Here is a 22,727-nt window from a genome sequence, read left to right on the forward strand (position 1 = left end):
TCCCACCTCAAAATCCGGCGAATGCGAGGGAGCTAGGTGGGAGTCGGACTGCCGGTAAACGCCCGATTGGTGAAGGCTAATAATCAGTGGGGGATGAACCCCTCCCCACTGATTAAAGTTTCACTTTACCCACCCTTCATATTCATAAGCATAAAAATATATGTTCAAATACTCAAGTGATTTTATAGTAATTTTAGCTTCAGTTTATAAAAATTTAATGTTCTTATTTTACAGTTGAAATTAGGAGGTTGAAATTCCATGTTCAAAAAAACATTAAGCATGATCTGTTGCGTAATTTTTTTGCAAGGATGCTCGCAAGAACAAGAAGTTACAAAGGAGATGACAACCATGGAAACAGCGTTACTAACAGCTACTGAGAAACAGGAAACAAACACTGTTATATCGTTACTCAAAAAAGGGGCTGACATAAATATAACGGACAATAAAGGACGTACTCCTCTTATGATTGCTACATACAAAAATGATATAAAAACCGCAAAAACGCTTATCAAAGCCGGCGCTGACGTAAATATCCAAGATGATATGAAAAACAATCCATTTCTATACGCCGGTGCGGAAGGTTACTTAGACATTTTAAAACTAACGATTGATGCTGGTGCGGATCCAGCGCTTACGAATCGGTACGGCGGAACAGCTCTTATTCCCGCATCAGAACACGGATATATTGATGTTATAAAAGAACTCCTTAACCGAACAAATATCGATGTAAACCATGTAAATAACCTCGGATGGACAGCTTTAATGGAAGCCATCGTACTAAGTAACGGAGATGAAACACAGCAACAAGTCATTCGCCTTCTTATCGAGCACGGTGCTGATGTAAATATTCCAGACAACGATGGTGTTATCCCGCTAGAACACGCTCGCGCTCATAACTTTGAAGCGATAGAGAAGATTTTATTAGAAGGACGTAAGTAAAAAGCTATTTTTTGCCTTCCTCCCCCACCCTATGCTACATTTAACCCGTTACATTAATATTAATAGGGTGGGAATAAACATGAACAAACCTAAAATTGGGATGATTGGACTTGGAAGTATTGCACAAAAAGCCTATCTTCCAACACTTACAAAAGAAACAGATTGGGATTTTGTAGGGGCGTTTACACCTAACGCGGAGAAAAGGAAACAAGTTTGCCAGCAATACCGTATTCAAGACTTTCATTCTATGGAAACATTAGCTTCTGAATGTGATGCAATTTTCGTTCATAGTTCAACTGCTACACATTATGAAATCGTTTCTGAACTTCTGAAAAAAGGCATCGATGTTTATGTTGATAAGCCGCTAGCAGCTACAGTGGAACAAGCTGAGAAACTAGTCGAGTTGAGCGAGAAGTATAATCGAAAGTTAATGGTCGGATTTAATCGCCGATTCGTTCCTATGTACGTTGCTGCCAAAGAGCAAGCTAATGATATTTCATGGATTCGAATTGAAAAGCACCGCACAAATAAAGTGGGGCCATATTCGTACGACTTTACTATGTTAGATGATTACTTACATATTGTAGATACTGCTCGCTGGTTAGCTAATGATGACCTTAACGTCGTTCACAATATGATGCAAATCAATGAAAAAAATGAACTTCTTTACGGGCATCATACATATACAACTGCAAATGGACTATTACTTTCTACAGCGATGCATCGCCATGCAGGTACAAATTTAGAACAAATTGAACTTGTAACAACAGGTAAAATCATTCGCGTAAAAAATATGAACACATTTGAAGTTGAGCAGGAAAATTCAGTTTCACAGATTGGTTCACCATCATGGGACACGACGCTAAAACAGCGTGGTTTTGAAGATGCGGTTCACCATTTTATCGAATGTGTACAAGGTAATACAAGGCCGGTTATAGATGGATTAGAAGGGTTAAAAACACAGCAATTGCTCCAATCTCTACTGCAAGCTGTAAGCAAAAATTAAAACGGATACATTTTTCAGAATTTACTTTCATTCCCATTTCCTCTTTATTTCTATCACAAATTTCTATAGAATATGTTGATAGGAATTATAAATTTCATAATGAATCGTGGAAAGGATGGGATTGACACATGTGGAACGAGTTTAAAAAATTCGCGTTCAAAGGGAATGTAATCGATTTAGCTGTCGGGGTTGTAATCGGTGCTGCATTCGGTAAAATCGTTAGTTCTTTAGTAAAAGATATCATCACACCATTACTTGGTATGGTATTAGGTGGCGTTGACTTTACAGATTTAAAAATTTCATTCGGTAAATCATCTATTATGTATGGTAACTTCATCCAAACTATTTTTGATTTCTTAATTATTGCAGCTGCTATCTTTATGTTTGTTAAAGTTTTCAACAAACTAACATCTAAAAGAGAAGAAGAGGAAGAAAAGACAGAAGAAATTCCAGAACCAACAAAAGAAGAAGTTCTTCTTGGCGAAATTCGCGACTTACTAAAACAACAAAACTCTTCTAAAGATAGAGCATAATTGAACGGATAAAAGGCATGCCCCTTAGGGACATGCCTTTTTTTATGCTATAACGTTTCCGAATTCATATGAATAAATATAATAATACCTGCAACCATAAGTACCATAATGCTACCTGCAAATAGTGTAATACCGATAAACATTAAACTCGTACTTACATCTATCGAAATACTTTCAGTAAAAATTGAAATTACATACGTGATAAGGGCGATTCCTGCAAGAATACTTCCTGGAACAAATCGCTTTAAGCCATTTTGTTTTAACGTCATATATGCAAAAATAGCGGTCATACAAAGCGTAATTATCCAAAGAACGATCATCTCTTTTCCCCCCTCACAAGCCTTTTCTTTCTATTATACATGACATTGCCCTATAATAGGTGAATTTGCACTTATGTGACATATAACAAGGAATCTCCCCCACTGTAGCGAAAGCATTACAACATACACTTACACAATAAGGAGGCTTTCATTTGGAATACACTACCACATGCAATTTGGAACTAGCCGAACGATTCGATTATGTTACGATTGACTTAGAAAAACAGTTTTTTTGCATCGAAGTTGTAAATTTACAAAGCAATACAGCTGTACTAAAAATATCAATTAACTTGAAAAAAAATGAAACAATGATAAAGGGAAATATAGTTCAGTACGATACTTTGTACATAGACGCATTATTACAAGGATTAAAATGTATTGCTCAAACATGTATTGATCGCAAGTTAAAAAACCAAGAGGAACTGTTCGCATTTTTAGAAGAAAATTAGTTCCAACAAAAAAAGTTTTTTTCTTTTTATTGATATATACAAATTCTATTTATAAGGCGTGTTCATAATGATTTGGATTTCACTAATTGTATTAGCCTATTTCATCATTCTCGTCCCAACACAGTATAACTACATTAAAATGCTCAAAGAAAAACAGAAAAAAATGAACGTCTCACAAAATGAACTATACGATAAAATGTCTTATGAAGGATCTCAAGTACATTACCATTATCAAAGTTACGTATTTACCCTACCTGCTTCACTTGTCGCAAATATTGTTTACAAATTAAAACATTCAGCATAAGGAGGTTCTCACATATGTACGCTGTAAAATTATTGTTTGAATCTGTTCATTCAGGTGAGCCTGATCCTAGTAAAATGGATGAGCATTATGAAGAGAATCACGATACGCTTTTTGAAGAAAGTATTATTCTCGTTAAAGCAAACAGTTTAGAAGAAGCTCATGAGCTAGGAGAAAAGGTAGCTATACAATCTGTAGATACGTACGATAATATGTACGATCAGCAAGTAACGTGGAAATTTCGAAAAGTGCTTCATGTTTTCGAGTTAGACGATACGCCATTTGATACAGGAAAAGAATTGTACGCAAGATTTTTACATGTTAAGAAAAATGAAACTGTAGATACAGTAGTAAAAAAATACTACCCTGAATATGAATAAAAGCTCACAGCAATCGCTGTGAGCTTTTTTATTCTTACTTCGTTGAATCTCTAAATTGGATACGGTGAGGTAAGATAACAGTGTGATCTTCCACTTTTTCTTTGTTCATATACTTTGTTAATAGACGCATTGCTACTGCACCGATATCATACATTGGTTGTACAACTGTTGAAAGCTGTGGACGTACCATTAATGCAAGGCGTGTGTTATCAAAGCCAAGCACTTCTACATCAGTTGGTACGTTTAATCCAGCGTCTTGTGCTGCATGGATTACACCTAGTGCCATTTCATCAGAAGATACGAAGATTGCTGTTGGCTTTTCATCACTGCTCCAAAGCTTTTCAAATGCTTCGATACCTGAATCATATGTGTAATCTCCATCGATTACAAGATTTTCATCATATGAAATACTTGCTTCTTCTAAAGCTTTTTTATAACCTTGTAACTTCTTCGCGCTTCCTGCTTTATCAATGAAAGGACCAGAGACGAAACCGATACGTTTATGTCCTTGCTCAATAAAGTGCTTCATTGCATCGTAAGCTGCTTGTGTATAATCAATATTTACTGATGGCGTTTCATTTTGCTCATCAAATGATGCTGCTAATACAATCGGTACTGGAGATTTTTTGAATTCTTCAATGTGAACATCTGTAATATCTTCACCCATGAAAACAATCCCGTCCACTTGTTTCCCAAGCATCGTATTTAATAAGTGGAACTCTTTCTCTTTGTTTTGATCAGAGTTACTTAAAATGATGTTATATTTGTACATTGTTGCGATATCTTCAATTCCACGAGCAAGTTCTGCATAAAACGTATTTGAGATATCAGGAATAATAACACCCACTGTAGTTGTTTTCTTACTTGCTAGTCCACGTGCTACCGCATTTGGGCGGTATCCTAAACGATCAATTGCTTCTAATACTTTCTTTCTTGTTGTAGGCTTTACATTTGGGTTACCGTTCACAACACGTGATACGGTAGCCATTGAAACATTTGCTTCACGAGCTACATCATAGATTGTTACGTTCATCTCTTCGCACACTCCTTCTATTTATGTTATCTATTTTTATGTATCGGTTCACTTGAATGAAAAAAAGACATCAACTCTATTTGCAGATGCCAACAATCGTCCCGAGTTCTTCCTTTTACTAATGATACGATAAAAACGCAGGCTCATACAATATTTTCCCGCAAAAGTTTCGAAAAAATTCGCTTCTTTTCTCGTATTTTCGTATTTTTTATGCAAAAAAGGGCAATTTTTGTAAAAAGTCTATGTAACAAAGCCTACATAGACTAAAAAATCTTTTTATAATTTACTTCCGAATGCTTTTAATTCTTTCATAAACTCATTGAATTCTGGAATATCCATTTGTTGTGCTGCATCTGATAATGCAACTGCTGGGTCCGGATGTACTTCAGCCATAATAGCATCAGCACCAATTGCCATAGCAGCTTTTGCAGCTGGTAATAGAAGGTCACGTCGCCCTGTAGAATGCGTTACATCGACAACGACAGGTAAATGTGTTTCTTTCTTTAAAATTGGCACAGCGGAAATATCAAGCGTATTACGCGTTGCTGTTTCATATGTGCGAATACCTCGTTCACATAAAATGATATTACCGTTCCCCTCTGCCATAATATATTCTGCCGCATTAATAAATTCTTCAATTGTTGCGGATAAACCACGCTTTAATAATATCGGCTTATTTACAGCACCAGCTGCTTTTAATAGCTCGAAGTTTTGCATGTTGCGAGCGCCAATTTGAATAACATCAACATAATCTAATGCCATTTCAATATCATTCGGATTTAAAATTTCACTAATAACAGCTAAATCATATTCATCTGCAACTTGGTGTAAAATTTGCAATCCTTCTAATCCAAGACCTTGAAAATCATATGGAGATGTACGAGGCTTGAAAGCACCACCACGCATTAGTTTCAGACCTTGCTCTTTCATTGCTTCTGCAACTTGGCGTACTTGTTCATAACTTTCTACAGCACATGGTCCCATAATAAAATGTTGGTTTCCATCGCCAATTTTCTCTCCATTAATCTCCACAATCGTATCTTCTGCTTTTTTCTTACGAGAAACAAGTAGCGCTTTGCGATGATCGTCTTCTTGTAGTTCTAAACCAGCTTGAAAAATTTGTTTAAAAATATGTTGTAAGGTCGATGTTTCAAATGGACCATTATTATTCTCCGCAAGTAAATTCAACATTTCTCTTTCACGTACAGGGTCAAAACGTTTCACACCTTGTACTTCTTTTAAGTTTCCAACCTCTTGTACGAGACGGCCTCTTTCATTCAATAACTCTAATAATTGTAGGTTGATTTGATCGATGCTAGAACGTAATCGATCTAACTCTTGTGATGCCATAAGAAAGCCACCTCCTTTAAATTTCTTCATTAACTTTTTTAAGATAACTTATTATAGCTGATACATACGAGGTTGTCACACGATATACAACATAGAATAATGTATGAAAAAGATAGAAAAAAGACGTGGAAATAGCATAATAAGAAAGCAGAAAATCCGTAGTATAAATTAAAATTACTGTATTCCGGAAAATTTATAAAATAAAAAAGACAGCTTAAAAACTGTCTTTTTTATTTTATAGGAAAGAAACGAACGGTTTATCGCTGTTCTTCTCTTTTATAATAACAGCCTCGATTTTACTCTCAGACTTTATCTGTAATTGAACTTTAGCATCTTTAGGGAATTTTTCTACCATACTTTGAGCAGCCATTTGAGAAAGCGCCATTAATTCTGACTTACCATTATATTTAACGACAATATCCATCTTTAATTTATCCATCTTATTTTGCTTATAAGAAATCTTAGCATTAACAGGGATATAATCTCCTGGAGAGAATTTCTTTATTGCTTCTGAAAAATCATCTAACTTTTTATTGTCTTCTCCTTGTGCTCCCGCAAATTCTTGAGAAGGATACGAATACGATTTTTCATCAATAGTATCCCAATTTCCAAGGTTAGTCTCATTCTTTTGAACAGTAGCGTTTGAAATATAAGTACCATTCTTTAAAGAGCTTGTGCTTTCTTGCTTAAATATAGCAAACGTAATTGGAGATTTGTTATATTTATCATTTTTATTAATAGCTTCTATAAGTTGCTTGGCAACTTCAGTACCTTTAGAAATAGCTTCCTCATTAGATACACTTGAAGACATAGATAAACCAATAACTACACCAGATAAGCTTAGTTCATTTGAATTCTGTTTGCCGAAGTAGTCTTGTTCTATAATATTAGTCAAAACTGGTACTTCTTGTTTCGTAACTAATTCATCAATTGTTTTCTCTGGAATATATTGATTTAATTGTAATACGTAATTTTCTGTATCAAATTGTTTTGAAGCAATATTCATTAAACCATTTTCATATTCTGCTAAATCTAGTTTAGAATTAGTTTTAACATTAACTGTATTAATTACCTTTTGGTCTTTTAAAGGAATAACAGTTCTATAGTAATCCTTAGAAACAGCAGTTCTCGGAATCATACTTTTTTCTTTCGTATCTTTCTGCACAACTTCATCTTTCTTCTCAATAGTATTATTGCTGCAAGCCCCCAGTAATAAACTTAAGCTTGCGATGAATAACGCCATTTTCTTCATTGCTTAAAACCCACTTTCAAAAGTCAATTTACTTAGTTTTAATGTATCTATAGTGTACCATAAATATATTGCAACAAAATAAAAAAGAAGCAAGCCCTTCGCTTGCCTCCCCTATTTTACATTCTCTTCTAAAGCTTCTTTTTTAATATTCCAATGCGATGTATGCCATACTACCATTCCATCTTTTATGTATAGCACTTGCGGAGATTCATGTTTAATGCTGTACTGCTCTGCAACATGGTTCGAAACATCTCTCGCATCTTGTACGTATAAGTAATATGCTGGCACTTCTCTTTCTTCACGGCAATACGCTTGAAACTCAGTATATGCACCGTGACTAATTGGGCATGTCGTACTATGCTTAAAAAGAACGTAAGGCTCGTTCTTTTCTACTAACGCTTCAAGTTCTTCAATCGTTTCAATCTTCATCATACTCATCGTTACTCACCTCTCATGTGAAGTCTAGAGCGTTTTTCTCTCTTTTCAGCCTTCTGCTCAGCTCTCTCAAGTTTACGCTCTTCTTTTTCAACCTTTTTATCTTGTCTCGTAGCACGGTAATGATTGTATACTTCGATTGCTGCGCTGCTCCATTGTACAACTTGTGCTACTTTATCTGCGTTATTTTCAATTTCGTCCGTAACAGACTCTGATACATTGCGAAGCTTCGTATTTAAAGAGTGAATCGTCGTTCCGATTCCATCTACACCTTCTACTACTTTATTTAGCGACTGTGACTTCTGTTGAATATCATCAGCTAACGCATTTGTCTTATGTAATAATTGCTCCGTCTCTACGCTTATTCCTTGCATTTGCTTTTCTAAACCTTCTAATGTGCTCGCAACGTTTTCTAACGTTTTCTGAACCGATAACAACGTTCTGCATACATACACTACTAATACAGCGAAAGCAACCGCGATAACAGCCGCACTTACATATAAAAGAACTTGCATTTCATCACTTCCTTTATCTTTTTCATACTTTCTCCCATTATACAATCATTTTCCGTTTCGTTCTAATCCCTATCTTTTCATTAGAATTTTCATACTTATTCGTTAACTTTAACATAAATCATTCAACAAATTCCACTAAGTAGGTTACAATAGGAAGGGATACATAATTAGTAGGGAGGCTTTACATATGAAAGATCCACGCATTGAAAAGTTAGCATACAATTTAATTAACTACTCTATCCGCTTACAAAAAGGCGAAAAAGTATTAATTGAAAACTTTGGCTTACAAAAAGAACTTGTAACTGCACTTGTAAAAGAAGCATATGCAGCTGGTGGTTTCCCATTCGTTTCTTTAAAAGATCATCAAGTAGATCGCTCTTTATTAATGGGTGCTACTGAAGAACATTTCGAACAAATCGCTGCATATGAAGCGAGCGTAATGAAAGATATGGACGCTTATATCGGTCTTCGCTCTGGTGATAACATTAACGAACAAGCTGACGTTCCAAGTGAACGTATGAAAGTTCACGGCCAAACAGTTGGTAAAAAAGTTCATAGAGACATCCGCGTTCCGAAAACGCGCTGGGTTGTTCTTCGCTACCCAAATGCTTCTATGGCGCAGCTTGCTAAAATGAGCACAGAAGCTTTCGAAGACTTCTACTTCGAAGTTTGTAACTTAGACTACGGTAAAATGGATAAGGCGATGGATAGCCTTGTTACATTAATGAATAAAACAGATAAAGTTCGCCTAACTGGTCCTGGAACTGACTTAACATTCTCTATTAAAGACATTCCAGCTATTAAATGCTCAGGTCATTTAAACATTCCAGACGGTGAAGTATATTCTGCACCAGTTCGTGATTCTGTTAACGGTACAGTTTCTTACAATACACCATCACCTTACAACGGTTATACATTTGAAAATGTACAACTTAAGTTTGAAAACGGCCAAATCGTTGAAGCAACTGCAAACGATTCAGAGCGCATTAACAAAATCTTCGATACAGACGAAGGCGCACGCTACGTTGGTGAGTTCGCGATTGGCGTAAACCCATACATCTTACATCCAATGGGAGACATCCTATTCGATGAAAAAATTGATGGCAGCTTCCACTTCACACCTGGACAAGCTTATGACGATGCATGGAACGGCAACAACTCTAACATCCACTGGGATTTAGTATGCATTCAGCGCCCTGAATACGGCGGCGGCGAAATTTACTTCGACGACGTATTAATCCGTAAAGACGGACGCTTCGTTGTATCTGAACTAGAAGCTTTAAACCCAGAGAACTTAAAATAATAATAAAAACGCTCGGAAGACACTCCGAGCGTTTTTTTATTAATACTTTAATAAATCTTTCGCCACATCTTCTGGCACTTTAAAACTCATTTTCTTATTTTTCATTTCAACCTCAACATAAGGGACATCTTTATAGACTGTCATAGTACCAATTTCATGCAACTCTTTTTTATCTTTACTCGAATCCAATAATTTCGGTGTATCCTCTTGATACATTTTAAACGTTTTCCCTTGCGGAGTATCTAAAGGAGCCGATTCCATTTCCCACTTATCCATTTTCATTCCTTCAAACAACTTTTTAATTTCTTTCTTATCAGTAATTGTTTTTTTATCACTCGAATCAGTAAGCGATTCAATTTCAATTTTTTGTGCTTTTTCTAAGTTCATATCTGCCTTTTCCTTCTTCGTACTACATCCTATTAAAAGAATAGATGTGGTTAGCAGAAATAAAAACAACATACAGATTTTTTTCATTTCTAATCCCCCTGCTTCTTTAGTCCATAAAAATGGAAGTAGTGAGTACCATCAATAGCCATTACTTCCCTACCATTTCTATTTTTACATATGGATTTTCTTTCTCAATAAGCGCCAAGAATTCATCCGTATCTTGCGGCATTGCAATCATATGTACTTTATATGCATTCGTCGTAATTTCAAGAGACTTCCCAACTTGGCGAATAATTCTAATATCTTTCAATACAACATCTTCATTTAAAACGCCGTATTTTAGCACACCATTTTCGATTTTATGTTTTTTAATAAATATTTCCCAAACGAGAGGGCCATTTACAATGAAGCATAACCCCACCCCAATTAGAGCTGAAACCCAATCCCCTTTTCTTGTAAAGAACATTACAATCGGATATACCACCAGGAAAGCTAACGTTAGACTAACGAAAATTATTGCAGACTTACTTCTTTGAATTGGAAAGTTCATACCTACACCACCCAACCTAAATTATACCATTATTTCCATTTTAGTTCATAAAAAAAGATCATTTATAAATGACCTTTTTAAACGATATATCTATAAAATTTCTTATCTACCTCTAACACCGGAAAACTTTTTGGTAACCCTTCTATACTCACGCTTTGAAAACCATTCTTTTCGTAAAAACGGTGTGCTGCTAGAAATTTAACTGTTGTTCCTAAATAAATGTCTTCCAAGTTCTTTTCCTTCGCCCAAGAAATTGCCGTTTGAAGTAACATATGTGATGCACCCCATTCTTTTCCGCGGAACTCTTTCTTCACGAACATTTTTCTTAATGCTACTTGATCATTCCCAATATCTAATAAAGCTACCGTTCCAACTACTTTACCATCATAAGTTGCTACCCAAAAATTTCCGTTGTCCCTTTGATAGAACGTTTCTATTTCTAGTAAGTCCGGCTGCTCTTCTTTCGTAATTGGGACATTGTACTCTTTTTGCTGAATATGAACAATGAGATCTACTACTTCATCTTGAAACTTATTTTCATAAGAAATAATACAAATCTTCTCGTTCATCGAATCTTCTTCCATTCTGAAGCTAGTAAACTATACACAGCGATATCTTGAAAATGATCATATACCCATTCTTCATCTCTTAAAACCCCATCTAACTTAAACCCTAAACGTTCTGGGATTGCACGACTTTTCACATTTTCAACACCGCACCTGATTTCAATTTTATTCAGCTTTAAATTTTCAAATGCATAGTGAAGCACAGTTTTCACACTTCGCGTCATAATACCTTTTCCACCAGCATCTTCTGCAAGATAATATCCAAGGCTCGTCGCTTTTTTACCCCAGCTCACCGGATGAATCCCCACCATCCCAACGAGCTTTCCTTTATAACGTATACCAGTTTCAAACCCATCTCCTTCTGCAAATTTCTTTAACCACATCGGAAAAATCTCATTATACGCATCAGCAGATTTCGTCCCATCTACCCATGGAAGCCATCTTCTTAAATGGGTACGATTCTGATCTATTAATTCATATAGTTCCTCTTTATGATGTTTTTCTAATAGTTGTAGTTCAATTTCATCATCTACTCGAAGTGTGAACATGTTTTTTATCCCCTTTTAGTTTTCTTATTATTCTAACACTTAAAGGTGCAAAATGTTAAATATTCATACTTTTTTTGGTTTTATTTGTATAAAACCAGAAGAATACAATACACCCGTAACAACTAATATCATTCCTACGGATTGTGCGGGCGTTATATTCACTCCTTCAATAAAAGAAATAAACATTGTAACAACAGGTACTAGATTAAAAAATAAGGATGTTCTTGCTGTCCCAATTTGAGCAATTCCATTATTCCACCATAAGTAACCGAGCACACTCATTCCAATTGCCATAAAAAGAATCGCTCCCCAAGCTAACAAAGGAATTTCCAAAACTGGTACTATACTTTTTTGAGTGAAAGATATCACAATAAAAGCAAGGGCACCAATAGTCATCGTATATGTCGTAGTTTGTATTGGGCTACCAGTTTTAATAAACCTTCTGCCTAGCACACCGTATAACGCCCAGCAAATATTCCCTAACAAAATATAAAAATCTCCTTTTGAAAATGATAAATTTTGTAGTATTGCAAACGAACCTTGTGTAAGTACAAAGACAACACCTAGTAATGCAAGTAACATTCCGATACCTTGGCGCTTTATGATTTTCTCTCGTAAAATGACACTTGCTAACAGCGTCGTAACGAACGGGTTCGTCGCCATAATCAGTGCACCATTAATAGCTTCTGTATGTTTCATACCTAAAAAGAAAAAGAAGTTAAAACCGAATACACCAACAATACCTAGCAAAAGGTAATAAGTCCTATTCTCCCTCCATACCGCTACCTCAAAATCTTTTCGTATTTTTAACAAACATAACATCACAAATGCAGCAATTCCAAAGCGCCATGCTGCTATATGAATCGCTTCAAAATACTGCACGGCATATTTCGAAGCATTAAATGTCCCACCAGTGAAAATTGCAAATCCAAGTAACTGAGCGTATACTTTATTCTTCATTGTCAGCCTCCGATTTTTCCCCTTCTAAAAAACCGTAATAAATTTCTAGCTTCTCCTCCGTTAACTGAACAACTTTTTGCAATTGTTCCTGCTGTTCTTTTAATCGCTCCAAGTGAGTTGTTAAAATTGAAATTCTCTTTTTTACTTTCGCTGGTACTTCCTCTTTTCTCTGCCTAATCTCCTCTATAATACATCCATCACTTGCAAACTCAGCCATCTCTTCTAATGACATTCCAGTTTGTTTTAACGAATATAAAAATTTTAATAGACGCACATCACCTTCTGTATATTGACGAATCCCGCTATTTCGCGTTGGTGGTGGTAATAATCCTAATTTCTCATAGTAACGCAAAGTATGAATGCCCATCCCTGTTAATTCTGCTACTTCACCGATTTTATACATGTTCTCTCCCCCTTATTTTATATTTTCATCTTACAACCTAGAGTTAACTCTAGGTCAATACGTAAATAAAAAACCAACTATATATGATTGATATCTAGATATGAATCATACATAGTTAAAGTATGGAAAAAAATGATAATTTTATAATTCAATTAAGAAAAGGTGTTTTTGATCTCGCTATTTTGTCTTTAATAAGTAAACAACCTATGTACGGATATGAAATCACAAGCGCATTACAAGAAATCCCTGTATTCCATATTCCAAATGGTTCGATTTACCCTATATTAAATCGAATCACAAAAAACAATTGGGCTGTTTCCTATTGGGAAGAGTCTGGTGATGGCCCAAAAAGAAAATACTATCGAATTACAGACGAAGGGAGAGAAATTTTATATAGTCGCTTACATGATTATGATGCAGTGTATCAAGCTCTAATGTTACTAGCTAAAGGAGAGGATAAAAAATGAACAAAGAACAATTCTTTGCAAATGAACTCATTACTTCTTTCTTACAGGATTTCCACAAAGGTTTAATGAACTTACCTACGTCAGCAAGAGAACAACATGTGCTCGAAATCAAATCCGATTTATATGAAAATGCATTAAGTAAAGAAAGTGAAGGGATACCATCAGCAAGCATTCCTTCACAAGTGATTGAAGAATTTCTTCCTCCAAAAGAATTAGCACAGGAAATTGCAGTAGAATATACAGATGTTATTCAACATGCACAGCAATCTACAAATACATTTATCAAATACTTTACTGGGTTCTCAGTTGCTCCACTCGGTGCTCTATCAACGCCTATCGCACTAGGTTTTATAAATATTTCAGCTAACTTACCATTTTTGTTAGCCTTTATTGCAAGCAACATTTGGTTCATCTATAGGGAAAATCATTGGAATACAGATTTATTAAAGTTTTTTAAAACAGTTATTACCTTTAGTTCTAGCGTTTTAATTGCTCTTCCATTTGCATTTTTCGCGATTCGAATTATGATAACAAAACAATTCGATATGTTTTCATTCTATTATTTAATTGGATATGTACTTTTTAGTTCACTATATATGGTTTTATTAAAACAACTATACAAAAAGAATAAACAATACCAACATATCAACGCTTTTTAAAATATATCAAACACAATAAAAAAAGACGCACAGCTAAGCTATGCGTCTTTTTTATTACTTCTCTGCAACTTGAACTTCTTTTACGTAAGCTGCTTCGAATTTTTGGATGTCTCCTGCGCCCATGAAAATTAAAACGCCGTTTTTATGTTTCTTTAATACATCCGTTGTTGTATCTGTAATTAGTTCTGCACCGTCAATACGCTTTTGCAGATCTTCAATTGTTAATTCACCTTTGTTTTCGCGCGCTGATCCGAAAATATCACATAAGTATACTTGGTCAGCTTTGCTTAGGCTTTCAGCAAACTCATCTAAGAACTTTTCTGTACGTGAGAATGTGTGCGGCTGGAATACAGCGACAACTTCACGCTCTGGATGTTTTTGACGAGCTGCTTCAATCGTTGCATTAATTTCTGTCGGATGGTGTGCATAGTCATCGATGATAACTTGCTCTCCCATTGGCTTTTCATTAAAGCGACGTTTTACGCCTTCAAAAGTTGTTAGCTGATGCTTAACTGCTTCTACATCAACGTTTTCATAATGGCAAAGCGCAATTACTGCTAATGCATTTAATACGCTGTGATCGCCATATCCTGTGATTTTGAACGTATCATAATACGTATTACGAACAAATACATCGAATATAGTACCATCAGTTCTCTTTTGGATGTTACGTGCTTGGAAATCATTATCTTCTCCAAATCCATAGAAAATAACAGGTACTTTCGCTTGAATTTTTTGAAGTTCTTCATCATCACCACATGCAATAATGCCCTTTTTCACTTGCAATGCCATCTCTTGGAATGCACTGAATACATCATTGATGTCTGAAAAATAATCCGGGTGATCGAAATCAATATTTGTCATGATTGCATAGTCTGGATAGTAAGACAAGAAATGACGACGATACTCACAAGCTTCAAATACAAAATACTTACTATTTTCTACCCCATGCCCAGTTCCATCTCCAATAAGGTAAGATGTTGGGTGTGCGCCTTGCATTACATGGGCTAACAAACCTGTAGTTGATGTTTTTCCATGTGCACCAGTTACAGCAACACTTGTGTACTGATTCATAAGATCACCTAAGAAGTGATGGTAACGATGTACTGGGATATTTAATTCTTTTGCTGCTACGATTTCTTCATGCGTATCAGGAAATGCATTTCCTGCGATAATCACTTGTCCTTCTTTAATATTATTTTTATCAAAAGGAAGGATGGAAATACCACGCTTTTCCAATGCTGTTTGTGTAAAGAAACGCTTTTCATAATCAGACCCTTGAACAGTATGCTTCATGTCATGAAGAATTTGCGCTAATGAACTCATTCCTGTTCCTTTAATTCCTACAAAATGGTAAACTGTCATCTTAAAGAACCTCCAACATTTCGAACTAATACAACGGCCTATCTATAAGACAGTATATGAATCTTTTCTTATTTTGGTAATCATCATACATTTCTGATAAGCGAAGTTTTCTTTAATCTTCACTTATCAGGATAACCACGTACGTACTTCTTTTTATGTCCATAACAAACTTATTATAGCAAAAAATCAGCTGTTATACTATGATAACAGAAAAACTGATAGGGTCAATCACCTATCAGTTTTTCTCATTTTTACATATCTTCTTTTGTTTCTAATTGAACACGCTCTAGACGTGGATTTGGACGGTATTTACGACCAGCTTTTGCTTCTGGTTTTCCATTTAATTCTACGTTATCACCAGTAAAGCCAATATTCATTTTTAATAAGCTACTTCCTACTCCGTATATATCGACAGGAACATTTTGAGCTTCAAATTCACGAATACGCTTCTCATCAAAACCACCAGTTACAACGATATCTACATGTTGGAACCCTTCCTCATCAAGAGCCTTACGAAGTGCAAATACAAGCGATGGATTTACACCACGTGGATCAAATGTTCCAAGTACTTCTGGGTGACGAATGAAGTATTGATCAATCATTGTACGAGACGTATCGACACGCACACCTTTTAATGTTGATCCAAATTCACGCGCTACGCGAAGTGCATCTGTAATGACATCATTATTGTAATCAATTAATACAACTAATTCATCTTCTGGGAATTTTTTATGATACGCTTTTGCAGCTTCAACAACATCACCATTAAACATTTGAATTAATGCGTGAGGCATCGTCCCCATACCACTTCTGCCCCACCACTCATTCATTGCATGCGTCGCTTGTGCGCTCATACCTCCGATGTATGCCGCATAACCGTCACCAGCTTGTTGCGTATAATGATCATCACGATCTCCCATGAAAATAACTGGTTTTTCTTTATCTACACTACGTGCAGCTTGGACAACGTTATATACGTTTGTCGCAACTGATGTACGACGAGCTAAAATCCCATCAATTACACCTTCTAAAAATCCGAAATTTTCATAAGGACCATGAATTGTTAAAACAGTTTCAAACGGACTAATATTATCGCCATCCTTTAAAGAATAAATTTCTAATTCCTCAGGATTTTTGGCAAATGTTTGTAGCAATGCGATTACCTCATCTGTTCCGCAAAGAACCGCATGTTCTTTTTGGAAAAACTGCATCGTTACAACACTTTTCGGGCGAAATTCTTCAATGATTTCTCTAGTTTTTAAAAAGTAAACGGCAGAGAACCAACCTTCTCCAACACGTTCATCAAATTTAAATGTTTTATTTGTTAGTCGATTTATTTCACCTTTTAATTTTAATTCAATTTCTTTCATGTCGCTTTACTCCCTACTTTACTATCCAACATTTTCTCTTAGTATACAGCAAAACCGTTTCCTATACATTTGTTTCCTGCATAGCAGCAAATTCATCCTCAGAAATAAGGACATCTCTCGGTTTCGTTCCTCTTCCTTCAGAAATAATCCCTTGCGATTCCATCTCTTCAATGAGACGTGCCGCGCGATTATAACCGATGCGGAATTTTCGCTGTACAGAAGATGTGGACGCTCCCCCTTGTTCTACAACAAATTGACATGCATCAAAGAACAATTCGTCTTCCGACTCAGCTTGTTCTGTTTTCGCTAATAAATCCTCTTGCTTAAATAAGTAGTTCGGCTTCATTTGCTTTCTCACATGATCAACTGTTTTCTCAATCTCATCATCCGATACATATACACCTTGTACACGAACCGGTTTAGACGTACCGTTTCCTAAGAATAACATATCACCACGACCAAGTAATTTCTCCGCGCCCCCAATATCGATAATCGTACGCGAATCAACTTGAGATGATACTGTAAACGCAATACGCGTTGGAATGTTTGATTTAATTAAACCTGTAATAACGTCTACAGATGGTCTCTGCGTCGCAACTAATAAGTGAATACCACAAGCACGAGCTTTTTGTGCAATACGACAAATCGCTTCCTCAACATCACCAGGAGCAACCATCATTAAGTCAGCTAACTCGTCAATGACGATTACAATATAAGGTAATGTCTCACCTGGGATTTCTCTCCCACTTACAATCGTATTGTAACGAGTTAAATCACGAGCACCAGCATGCGCAAATAATTCATAACGGCGTTCCATCTCTTCGACTGCCCACTTTAAAGCCGCTGTTGCTGCTTTTACATCTGTAATAACAGGCGCTACAAGATGTGGAACAGAATTGTATGGTGCAAGCTCAACCATCTTCGGATCGATTAACATTAACTTCACTTCATGCGGTTTCGCTTTATATAAAATGCTCGTTAAAATTGCGTTAATACACACACTTTTCCCAGAACCTGTTGCACCCGCAATAAGTCCGTGTGGCATTTTCCGAATATCAGTTACAATTGGATCGCCTGAAATATCAAGCCCGAGCGCAACTGTAAGCGGTGATTCGCTCTTTGTAAACACAGGACTTCTTAAAATTTCACGAAGAAACACTGGCTTACTTTCTTTATTTGGAACTTCGATTCCAATCGCACTCTTCCCTGGAATTGGCGCTTCAATACGAATATCTTTCGCAGCTAAGCTTAACTTAATATCATCACTTAAATTTGTAATTTTATTTACTTTCACACCTGGGTCTGGCTGTACTTCAAAACGAGTTACTGCTGGACCTTGCGATACGTTAATAACATGTGCACCAACATGGAAATTATTAAATGTCGTATTTAATAATTCTTTCTGTTCATCCAACCATTCCGTATTATCTAACGCTGCTTGCTGCGGAATTGACAACAATGTTAATGGCGGAATTGCATATGTCGGTGGTGTTTGCAATACATTTCGCATATCGTTCTCTCTTTGATTTACAACATATGCTTTCTCTTGTACTTGCTCTACTACCATTTGCTGCACTGGCTTTTCTTCCACTTGCGGTTCTACTACCATTTGCTGCATTGGCTTTTCTTCCGCTTCTGGTTCTACTACCACTTGCTGCACTAGCTTTTCTTCCGCTTCTGGTTCTACTACCACTTGCTGCACTGGCTTTTCTTCCACTTGCGGTTCTACTACCACTTGCTGCATTGGCTTTTCTTCCACTTGCGGTTCTACTACCACTTGCTGCATTGGCTTTTCTTCCACTTGCGGTTCTACTACCACTTGCTGCACTGGCTTTTCTTCCACTTGCGGTTCTACTACCACTTGCTGCATTGGCTTTTCTTCCACTTGCGGTTCTACTACCACTTGCTGCATTGGCTTTTCTTCCACTCGTTTACTGGCAGTTGATTGCATTACGTTCGTTCTTGCCGCATGTCTTTCCATTAATTTCTTTCTGTCTTGCTTTAACATGACAACATTAAATGGGACATGACGTTTTTTCTCACGTTTCGGTTCTTCTATTTGTAAAGCAGGCTGTTCTTCAGCAACTTGCTTCTTTTCTTCCGCTTCTTCAATTAAAACGTTCGCAAAGTTTTGAACATCTTTCTTTGTTTGCTCATCCGTTTCTGAAACTGGTACGAATACTTCACTTTCTTCCTTGAATGTAATTGTTTCTTGTTGAGAAATCACTGGTTGCCCTGCAACTGGTGTATTTCCCACTAAATCTGTATTCATCGTTTCTTCAATTACTGTTTCTTGAGAAATTGGTTCTTCTTCCTTAGTTTCTTCTAACTCCGCAACTTCTTCTGCCACTTCCTTAGTTTCCTCTAATTCCACAACTTCTTCTGCCACTTCCTTAGTTTCTTCTAATTCCGCAACTTCTTCTGCCACTTCCTTAGTTTCTTCTAATTCCACAACTTCTTCTGCCACTTCCTTAGTTTCTCCTAACTCCGCAACTTCTTCTGCCACTTCCTTAGTTTCTCCTAACTCCGCAACTTCTTCTGCCACTTCCTTAGTTTCTTCTAACTCCGCAACTTCTTCTGCCACTTCCTTAGTTTCTTCTAACTCCGCAACTTCTTCTGCCACTTCCTTAGTTTCTTCTAACTCCGCAACTTCTTCTGCCACTTCCTTAGTTTCTTCTAACTCCGCAACTTCTTCTGCCACTTCCTTAGTTTCTTCTAACTCCGCAACTTCTTCTGCCACTTCCTTAGTTTCTTCTAACTCCGCAACTTCTTCTGCCACTTCCTTAGTTTCTTCTAATTCTGCAACTTCTTCTGCCACTTCCTTAGTTTCTTCTAATTCTGCAACTTCTTCTGCCACTTCCTTAGTTTCTTCTAATTCTGCAACTTCTTCTGCCACTTCCTTAGTTTCTTCTAATTCTGCAACTTCTTCTGCCACTTCCTTAGTTTCTTCTAATTCTGCAACTTCTTCTGCCACTTCCTTAGTTTCTTCTAATTCTGCAACTTCTTCTGTTGCTCCCTTAGCTTCCTCTAATTCTTCTTCAAAAGCATCTGGTATTTCTATAGTGATTGTTTCTTGAAGCTTTTCATCTGTTTTTACAATTACTACATCTTCTGAAGATTCCTCTTCAATTTGATTTGCTACAACTTCAGCAATAGTTTCTTCTATTTCTGTACTACATTCGATTTCTTCTCTTAATATCGTTTCCACGTTCTCTACTTTAGAATCTATTGACTCTTCTTGTAGAGTTTCTTCGTTATCTTCTATATGCGATAACTCCACTACATCTTGTTCTTGCTGCAAGGCTTGTACAGTTGTATGAAGCAACTGATCACTCTGGCTTTCTTCTAATGAAGGAACTTGACTCTCAATCTCGTAACCATTTTTCTCTAACCATGTATCCACAACCGATTTTTCTTTTACTTTACTATTTTTTTGTGTTTGTTCGTTCAGTCCTTCCTTATTAGACGAACCTTCTTTTTTGCCTTCTGAAAAATCGGATAATGTGTAGCCCTTTTTCTCTAACCATGCGTCCACAACTGATTTTCCTTCAATGGATATTTCAAGATCTTCTCTTTCTTTTTCTTCCTCCTGTACAACCTTCTTTTCTACTGAAGGACGATTATATCCATAAATCGGTGAAATCATCTCTGTTGGACGAAATGGTCTACGGTTACTTTCTTGTGATTGGACGGATGCTTTTTTTACGATAGGCTCTTGTTCCTGTTCATATTGCAATTCCGGCTCTTCATATGTAGGAACTGCTTTTTCCACATATAGTCGTCTGCTTCTTTCCACTTTTATTCCGCTTTGAGCAGACGGCTCTTCGTATGTTACTACTTGAACAGGTCGTTCTTCAAAGTGCTCTATTTCTCTTACATCCTCTTCATCGAACCCATTATCCGGTATTAATGGAAAACGGCATTTCCCTGCATTTCGACTTGCCATTTGTGCTTCTCTTGCTTCAGTGTAGTGGTTTACACGAGGAATTTTCGGCTGACTTTCAATTTGTGCCGACACTTCTTTATTCATCACTGTTTTTTCTTCCTCTTTGTTAAACAGCTTTTTCATCCAATCTAACATGCTTACCACTCTTTCTACTAAATAGTAACATCCTTTATTGTATCAGCATTCGGCAAAAAGTGCAGGTAAAATTAAGCATGTCATATTTATCCATAATATTCTAATTTACGAGTGTTTTCACATGGAAAAACGCAGCCTCTCATGTAAGACTGCGTTTAAGCTTTACTCTTCCGATATTCATCTACACTATCCGTTACGCTTTGTAATAAAGAATTCACATACTGCGGATCAGATAATTTTTTATCTTCTTCAGGATTTGACATAAATCCAAGTTCTAATAGAACGCCAGGAACTTTTGCCCAATTAAACCCAGAAAGATCATCTCGATATTTAATTCCATTTACTTTCACTTGATGATTCTCTCTCATTTTATTTACTATCGTTTGAGAGATTTGAAGACTTTCCGCATAAATCTCTTTCGTATACGGACTTCCTTCTGCCGGCGTCAATACAGCAAATCCACTTTGGTTTGGATTTTCCGAACCATCTGCATGAAGACGTAAAAACAAATTCGCCTTATGATCATTTGCGAATGTCGCACGTTCTTTATTGCTTATATCAACATCTTGTGACGTTCTCGTCATTAATACTTGCATACCTTTTGCTTCCAACTTTTCTTTTAATATAAAAGCCATTTCTAACACAAGGACAGACTCTCTCTTTTTTGTTACAACACCTGTTGTCCCATCTGTCACTTTATATTTTTGAGTAGTTGCTCCTGGACCAATCGGCTCTAAATTTAAATTCGCTTTTTGTTGATGCCCTGGATCAATGACAACGAGAAACTTTTCTTGCTTCTCCTTACTCTCTATTTTTTGTTCATTATTTTGTGCTGGTTGCTCTGGTGGCTGCACCGGCGTAGTTTCCTCTTTCTTTTCCTCTGCCGACGCTTCCTCCTGCTTAGGTTCTACTTGCTCATTCGTTTGAATTGCTTGTGGTTCTTCTTTCTTTTCTTGTTCTTCTTGCTGTTTTTCTACCGGTGCGTCTTCCTTTTTCTCTTTGCTTGTTTCTCTTACAGAAGATGATGCTTCTTTTTTCGGCTGCTCCTGTGAGCAACCTCCCATATATATGCCAATAAATGCAATCATGCCCATTATTTTTATATACTTCATGCTTCTCTCCCATCACTTTGCACCGGACTCAAAGTTTTACTTATAATTGGTTTATAATCTCATCCATATTTCCAATATAAACAGGCTGCCACGTTTCCGTACCACGCTCTGCAGTATACACTGGATACATATTATCATCCACATTCACGAAAACTGGATCGCCCATATCCGTTTCATATCCAATCACAATCCATCCTTCTTGCCACTTTCCATTCTCTTCACTTACTAATGAATTTTTATGTTTATCATATCGATAACCGATTTGTCCTTTTTCTAATTCATTTTCACTAAATACATATATTTCATAGGAACCTAACTCGATATCTTGCTGTTTTGAAGTTTCAATTCGTTTCAGAAGTTCTGCGATTTTTAGTTGTTGTTTCATACGTCTATCCCCTTCTATTTTTCTAAATTTTACCTAATTTATTTTTAAAATACAATAT

The 22,727-nt window shown here is 36.4% G+C and carries 26 protein-coding genes; 9 read left to right on the plus strand and 17 right to left on the minus strand.

Translation table 11 applies throughout. From position 1 onward, the window contains the following. The first annotated feature begins 258 nt into the window (after window positions 1-258). The 3 genes from LUS72_RS23170 to mscL all read left to right on the plus strand — a co-directional run bounded on the left by LUS72_RS23170 (window position 259) and on the right by mscL (window position 2,478). Entirely contained in the window at window positions 259-939 is a 681-nt protein-coding gene (locus LUS72_RS23170; RefSeq protein WP_097833103.1) for an ankyrin repeat domain-containing protein, read from the plus strand. A 79-nt stretch (window positions 940-1,018) separates the two neighbouring features. Continuing rightward, a complete protein-coding gene (locus LUS72_RS23175) occupies window positions 1,019-1,945 on the plus strand; it encodes a Gfo/Idh/MocA family protein (protein ID WP_097833104.1) in 927 nt (308 codons plus the stop codon). Between the two features lie 128 nt (window positions 1,946-2,073). Beyond that, on the plus strand, window positions 2,074-2,478 hold the full coding sequence (gene mscL / locus LUS72_RS23180) for a large-conductance mechanosensitive channel protein MscL (protein WP_097833105.1): 405 nt from the start codon (window positions 2,074-2,076) through the stop codon (window positions 2,476-2,478). Between the two features lie 47 nt (window positions 2,479-2,525). Here mscL and LUS72_RS23185 read toward each other — a convergent pair whose 3' ends face one another. Then, window positions 2,526-2,798, minus strand: a complete 273-nt coding sequence (locus LUS72_RS23185; protein ID WP_071748348.1) for a DUF3917 domain-containing protein — start codon at window positions 2,796-2,798, stop codon at window positions 2,526-2,528. Window positions 2,799-2,950: 152 nt separating this feature from the next. Between LUS72_RS23185 and LUS72_RS23190 the strand changes: the two genes are divergently transcribed. From LUS72_RS23190 to LUS72_RS23200, 3 genes are all read left to right on the plus strand, one after another. After that, complete coding sequence (locus LUS72_RS23190) at window positions 2,951-3,247, plus strand: protein Dhp61 (RefSeq protein ID WP_264448317.1); 297 nt, start codon at window positions 2,951-2,953, stop codon at window positions 3,245-3,247. A gap of 67 nt (window positions 3,248-3,314) precedes the next feature. Next, entirely contained in the window at window positions 3,315-3,551 is a 237-nt protein-coding gene (locus tag LUS72_RS23195) for a DUF3949 domain-containing protein (protein ID WP_097833106.1), read from the plus strand. A 14-nt stretch (window positions 3,552-3,565) separates the two neighbouring features. Beyond that, on the plus strand, window positions 3,566-3,928 hold the full coding sequence (locus tag LUS72_RS23200) for a DUF4288 domain-containing protein (protein ID WP_097833107.1): 363 nt from the start codon (window positions 3,566-3,568) through the stop codon (window positions 3,926-3,928). Between the two features lie 34 nt (window positions 3,929-3,962). Here the strand turns inward: LUS72_RS23200 and ccpA are convergent, their stop codons facing one another. The 5 genes from ccpA to LUS72_RS23225 form a co-directional block, all read right to left on the minus strand. Next, window positions 3,963-4,961: a catabolite control protein A gene (ccpA, locus tag LUS72_RS23205; RefSeq protein WP_097833108.1), complete on the minus strand. Its 999-nt coding sequence runs from the start codon at window positions 4,959-4,961 to the stop codon at window positions 3,963-3,965. Between the two features lie 276 nt (window positions 4,962-5,237). Beyond that, window positions 5,238-6,311, minus strand: coding sequence for a bifunctional 3-deoxy-7-phosphoheptulonate synthase/chorismate mutase (locus LUS72_RS23210; RefSeq protein WP_097833109.1), 1,074 nt, complete (start codon window positions 6,309-6,311; stop codon window positions 5,238-5,240). 235 nt (window positions 6,312-6,546) lie between these two features. Further along, entirely contained in the window at window positions 6,547-7,563 is a 1,017-nt protein-coding gene (locus LUS72_RS23215) for a CamS family sex pheromone protein (protein ID WP_097833110.1), read from the minus strand. A gap of 111 nt (window positions 7,564-7,674) precedes the next feature. Continuing rightward, a complete protein-coding gene (ytxJ, locus tag LUS72_RS23220) occupies window positions 7,675-8,001 on the minus strand; it encodes a bacillithiol system redox-active protein YtxJ (RefSeq protein ID WP_097833111.1) in 327 nt (108 codons plus the stop codon). 2 nt (window positions 8,002-8,003) lie between these two features. Further along, window positions 8,004-8,513 (minus strand): DUF948 domain-containing protein, encoded by a 510-nt coding sequence (locus LUS72_RS23225; RefSeq protein ID WP_264448318.1) that lies wholly within the window; start codon window positions 8,511-8,513, stop codon window positions 8,004-8,006. A 187-nt stretch (window positions 8,514-8,700) separates the two neighbouring features. Here LUS72_RS23225 and LUS72_RS23230 point away from each other — a divergent pair, with 187 nt between their 5' ends. Further along, complete coding sequence (locus tag LUS72_RS23230; protein ID WP_000654730.1) at window positions 8,701-9,816, plus strand: aminopeptidase; 1,116 nt, start codon at window positions 8,701-8,703, stop codon at window positions 9,814-9,816. A 39-nt stretch (window positions 9,817-9,855) separates the two neighbouring features. On the opposite strand, the gene LUS72_RS23235 is transcribed toward LUS72_RS23230, so the two are convergent. The 6 genes from LUS72_RS23235 to LUS72_RS23260 all read right to left on the minus strand — a co-directional run bounded on the left by LUS72_RS23235 (window position 9,856) and on the right by LUS72_RS23260 (window position 13,230). Then, window positions 9,856-10,290, minus strand: coding sequence for a hypothetical protein (locus tag LUS72_RS23235; RefSeq protein ID WP_264448319.1), 435 nt, complete (start codon window positions 10,288-10,290; stop codon window positions 9,856-9,858). Window positions 10,291-10,351: 61 nt separating this feature from the next. Continuing rightward, window positions 10,352-10,753: a PH domain-containing protein gene (locus LUS72_RS23240; protein WP_264448320.1), complete on the minus strand. Its 402-nt coding sequence runs from the start codon at window positions 10,751-10,753 to the stop codon at window positions 10,352-10,354. Window positions 10,754-10,830: 77 nt separating this feature from the next. Further along, a complete protein-coding gene (locus tag LUS72_RS23245; protein ID WP_097833114.1) occupies window positions 10,831-11,322 on the minus strand; it encodes a GNAT family N-acetyltransferase in 492 nt (163 codons plus the stop codon). Next, entirely contained in the window at window positions 11,319-11,867 is a 549-nt protein-coding gene (locus LUS72_RS23250) for a GNAT family N-acetyltransferase (RefSeq protein WP_097833115.1), read from the minus strand. Before LUS72_RS23250 ends, LUS72_RS23245 begins: the two co-directional genes overlap by 4 nt. A gap of 63 nt (window positions 11,868-11,930) precedes the next feature. Beyond that, window positions 11,931-12,827, minus strand: coding sequence for a DMT family transporter (locus LUS72_RS23255; RefSeq protein WP_097833116.1), 897 nt, complete (start codon window positions 12,825-12,827; stop codon window positions 11,931-11,933). Next, complete coding sequence (locus tag LUS72_RS23260) at window positions 12,817-13,230, minus strand: MerR family transcriptional regulator (protein ID WP_097833117.1); 414 nt, start codon at window positions 13,228-13,230, stop codon at window positions 12,817-12,819. The genes LUS72_RS23255 and LUS72_RS23260 overlap by 11 nt, the downstream gene beginning before the upstream one ends. A gap of 122 nt (window positions 13,231-13,352) precedes the next feature. On the opposite strand from LUS72_RS23260, the gene LUS72_RS23265 reads away from it, so the two are divergent. Then, on the plus strand, window positions 13,353-13,697 hold the full coding sequence (locus LUS72_RS23265) for a PadR family transcriptional regulator (RefSeq protein ID WP_097833118.1): 345 nt from the start codon (window positions 13,353-13,355) through the stop codon (window positions 13,695-13,697). After that, a complete protein-coding gene (locus tag LUS72_RS23270) occupies window positions 13,694-14,356 on the plus strand; it encodes an HAAS signaling domain-containing protein (RefSeq protein WP_097833119.1) in 663 nt (220 codons plus the stop codon). Before LUS72_RS23265 ends, LUS72_RS23270 begins: the two co-directional genes overlap by 4 nt. A gap of 54 nt (window positions 14,357-14,410) precedes the next feature. Here the strand turns inward: LUS72_RS23270 and murC are convergent, their stop codons facing one another. The 5 genes from murC to LUS72_RS23295 form a co-directional block, all read right to left on the minus strand. Next, window positions 14,411-15,721: a UDP-N-acetylmuramate--L-alanine ligase gene (murC, locus tag LUS72_RS23275; protein ID WP_097833120.1), complete on the minus strand. Its 1,311-nt coding sequence runs from the start codon at window positions 15,719-15,721 to the stop codon at window positions 14,411-14,413. 251 nt (window positions 15,722-15,972) lie between these two features. Beyond that, window positions 15,973-17,091, minus strand: coding sequence for a nicotinate phosphoribosyltransferase (locus LUS72_RS23280; RefSeq protein WP_097833121.1), 1,119 nt, complete (start codon window positions 17,089-17,091; stop codon window positions 15,973-15,975). A 61-nt stretch (window positions 17,092-17,152) separates the two neighbouring features. Next, window positions 17,153-21,172 (minus strand): DNA translocase FtsK, encoded by a 4,020-nt coding sequence (locus LUS72_RS23285; protein ID WP_264448321.1) that lies wholly within the window; start codon window positions 21,170-21,172, stop codon window positions 17,153-17,155. 155 nt (window positions 21,173-21,327) lie between these two features. After that, window positions 21,328-22,284, minus strand: coding sequence for an N-acetylmuramoyl-L-alanine amidase (locus tag LUS72_RS23290; RefSeq protein ID WP_141533565.1), 957 nt, complete (start codon window positions 22,282-22,284; stop codon window positions 21,328-21,330). Between the two features lie 40 nt (window positions 22,285-22,324). Beyond that, window positions 22,325-22,669, minus strand: a complete 345-nt coding sequence (locus tag LUS72_RS23295) for a thiamine transporter (protein ID WP_097829042.1) — start codon at window positions 22,667-22,669, stop codon at window positions 22,325-22,327. Between the last annotated feature and the right edge of the window lie 58 nt (window positions 22,670-22,727).

It is taken from the genome of Bacillus cereus (genome assembly GCF_025917685.1).
GTDB classification, from domain to species: Bacteria; Bacillota; Bacilli; order Bacillales; family Bacillaceae_G; genus Bacillus_A; species Bacillus_A cereus_AT.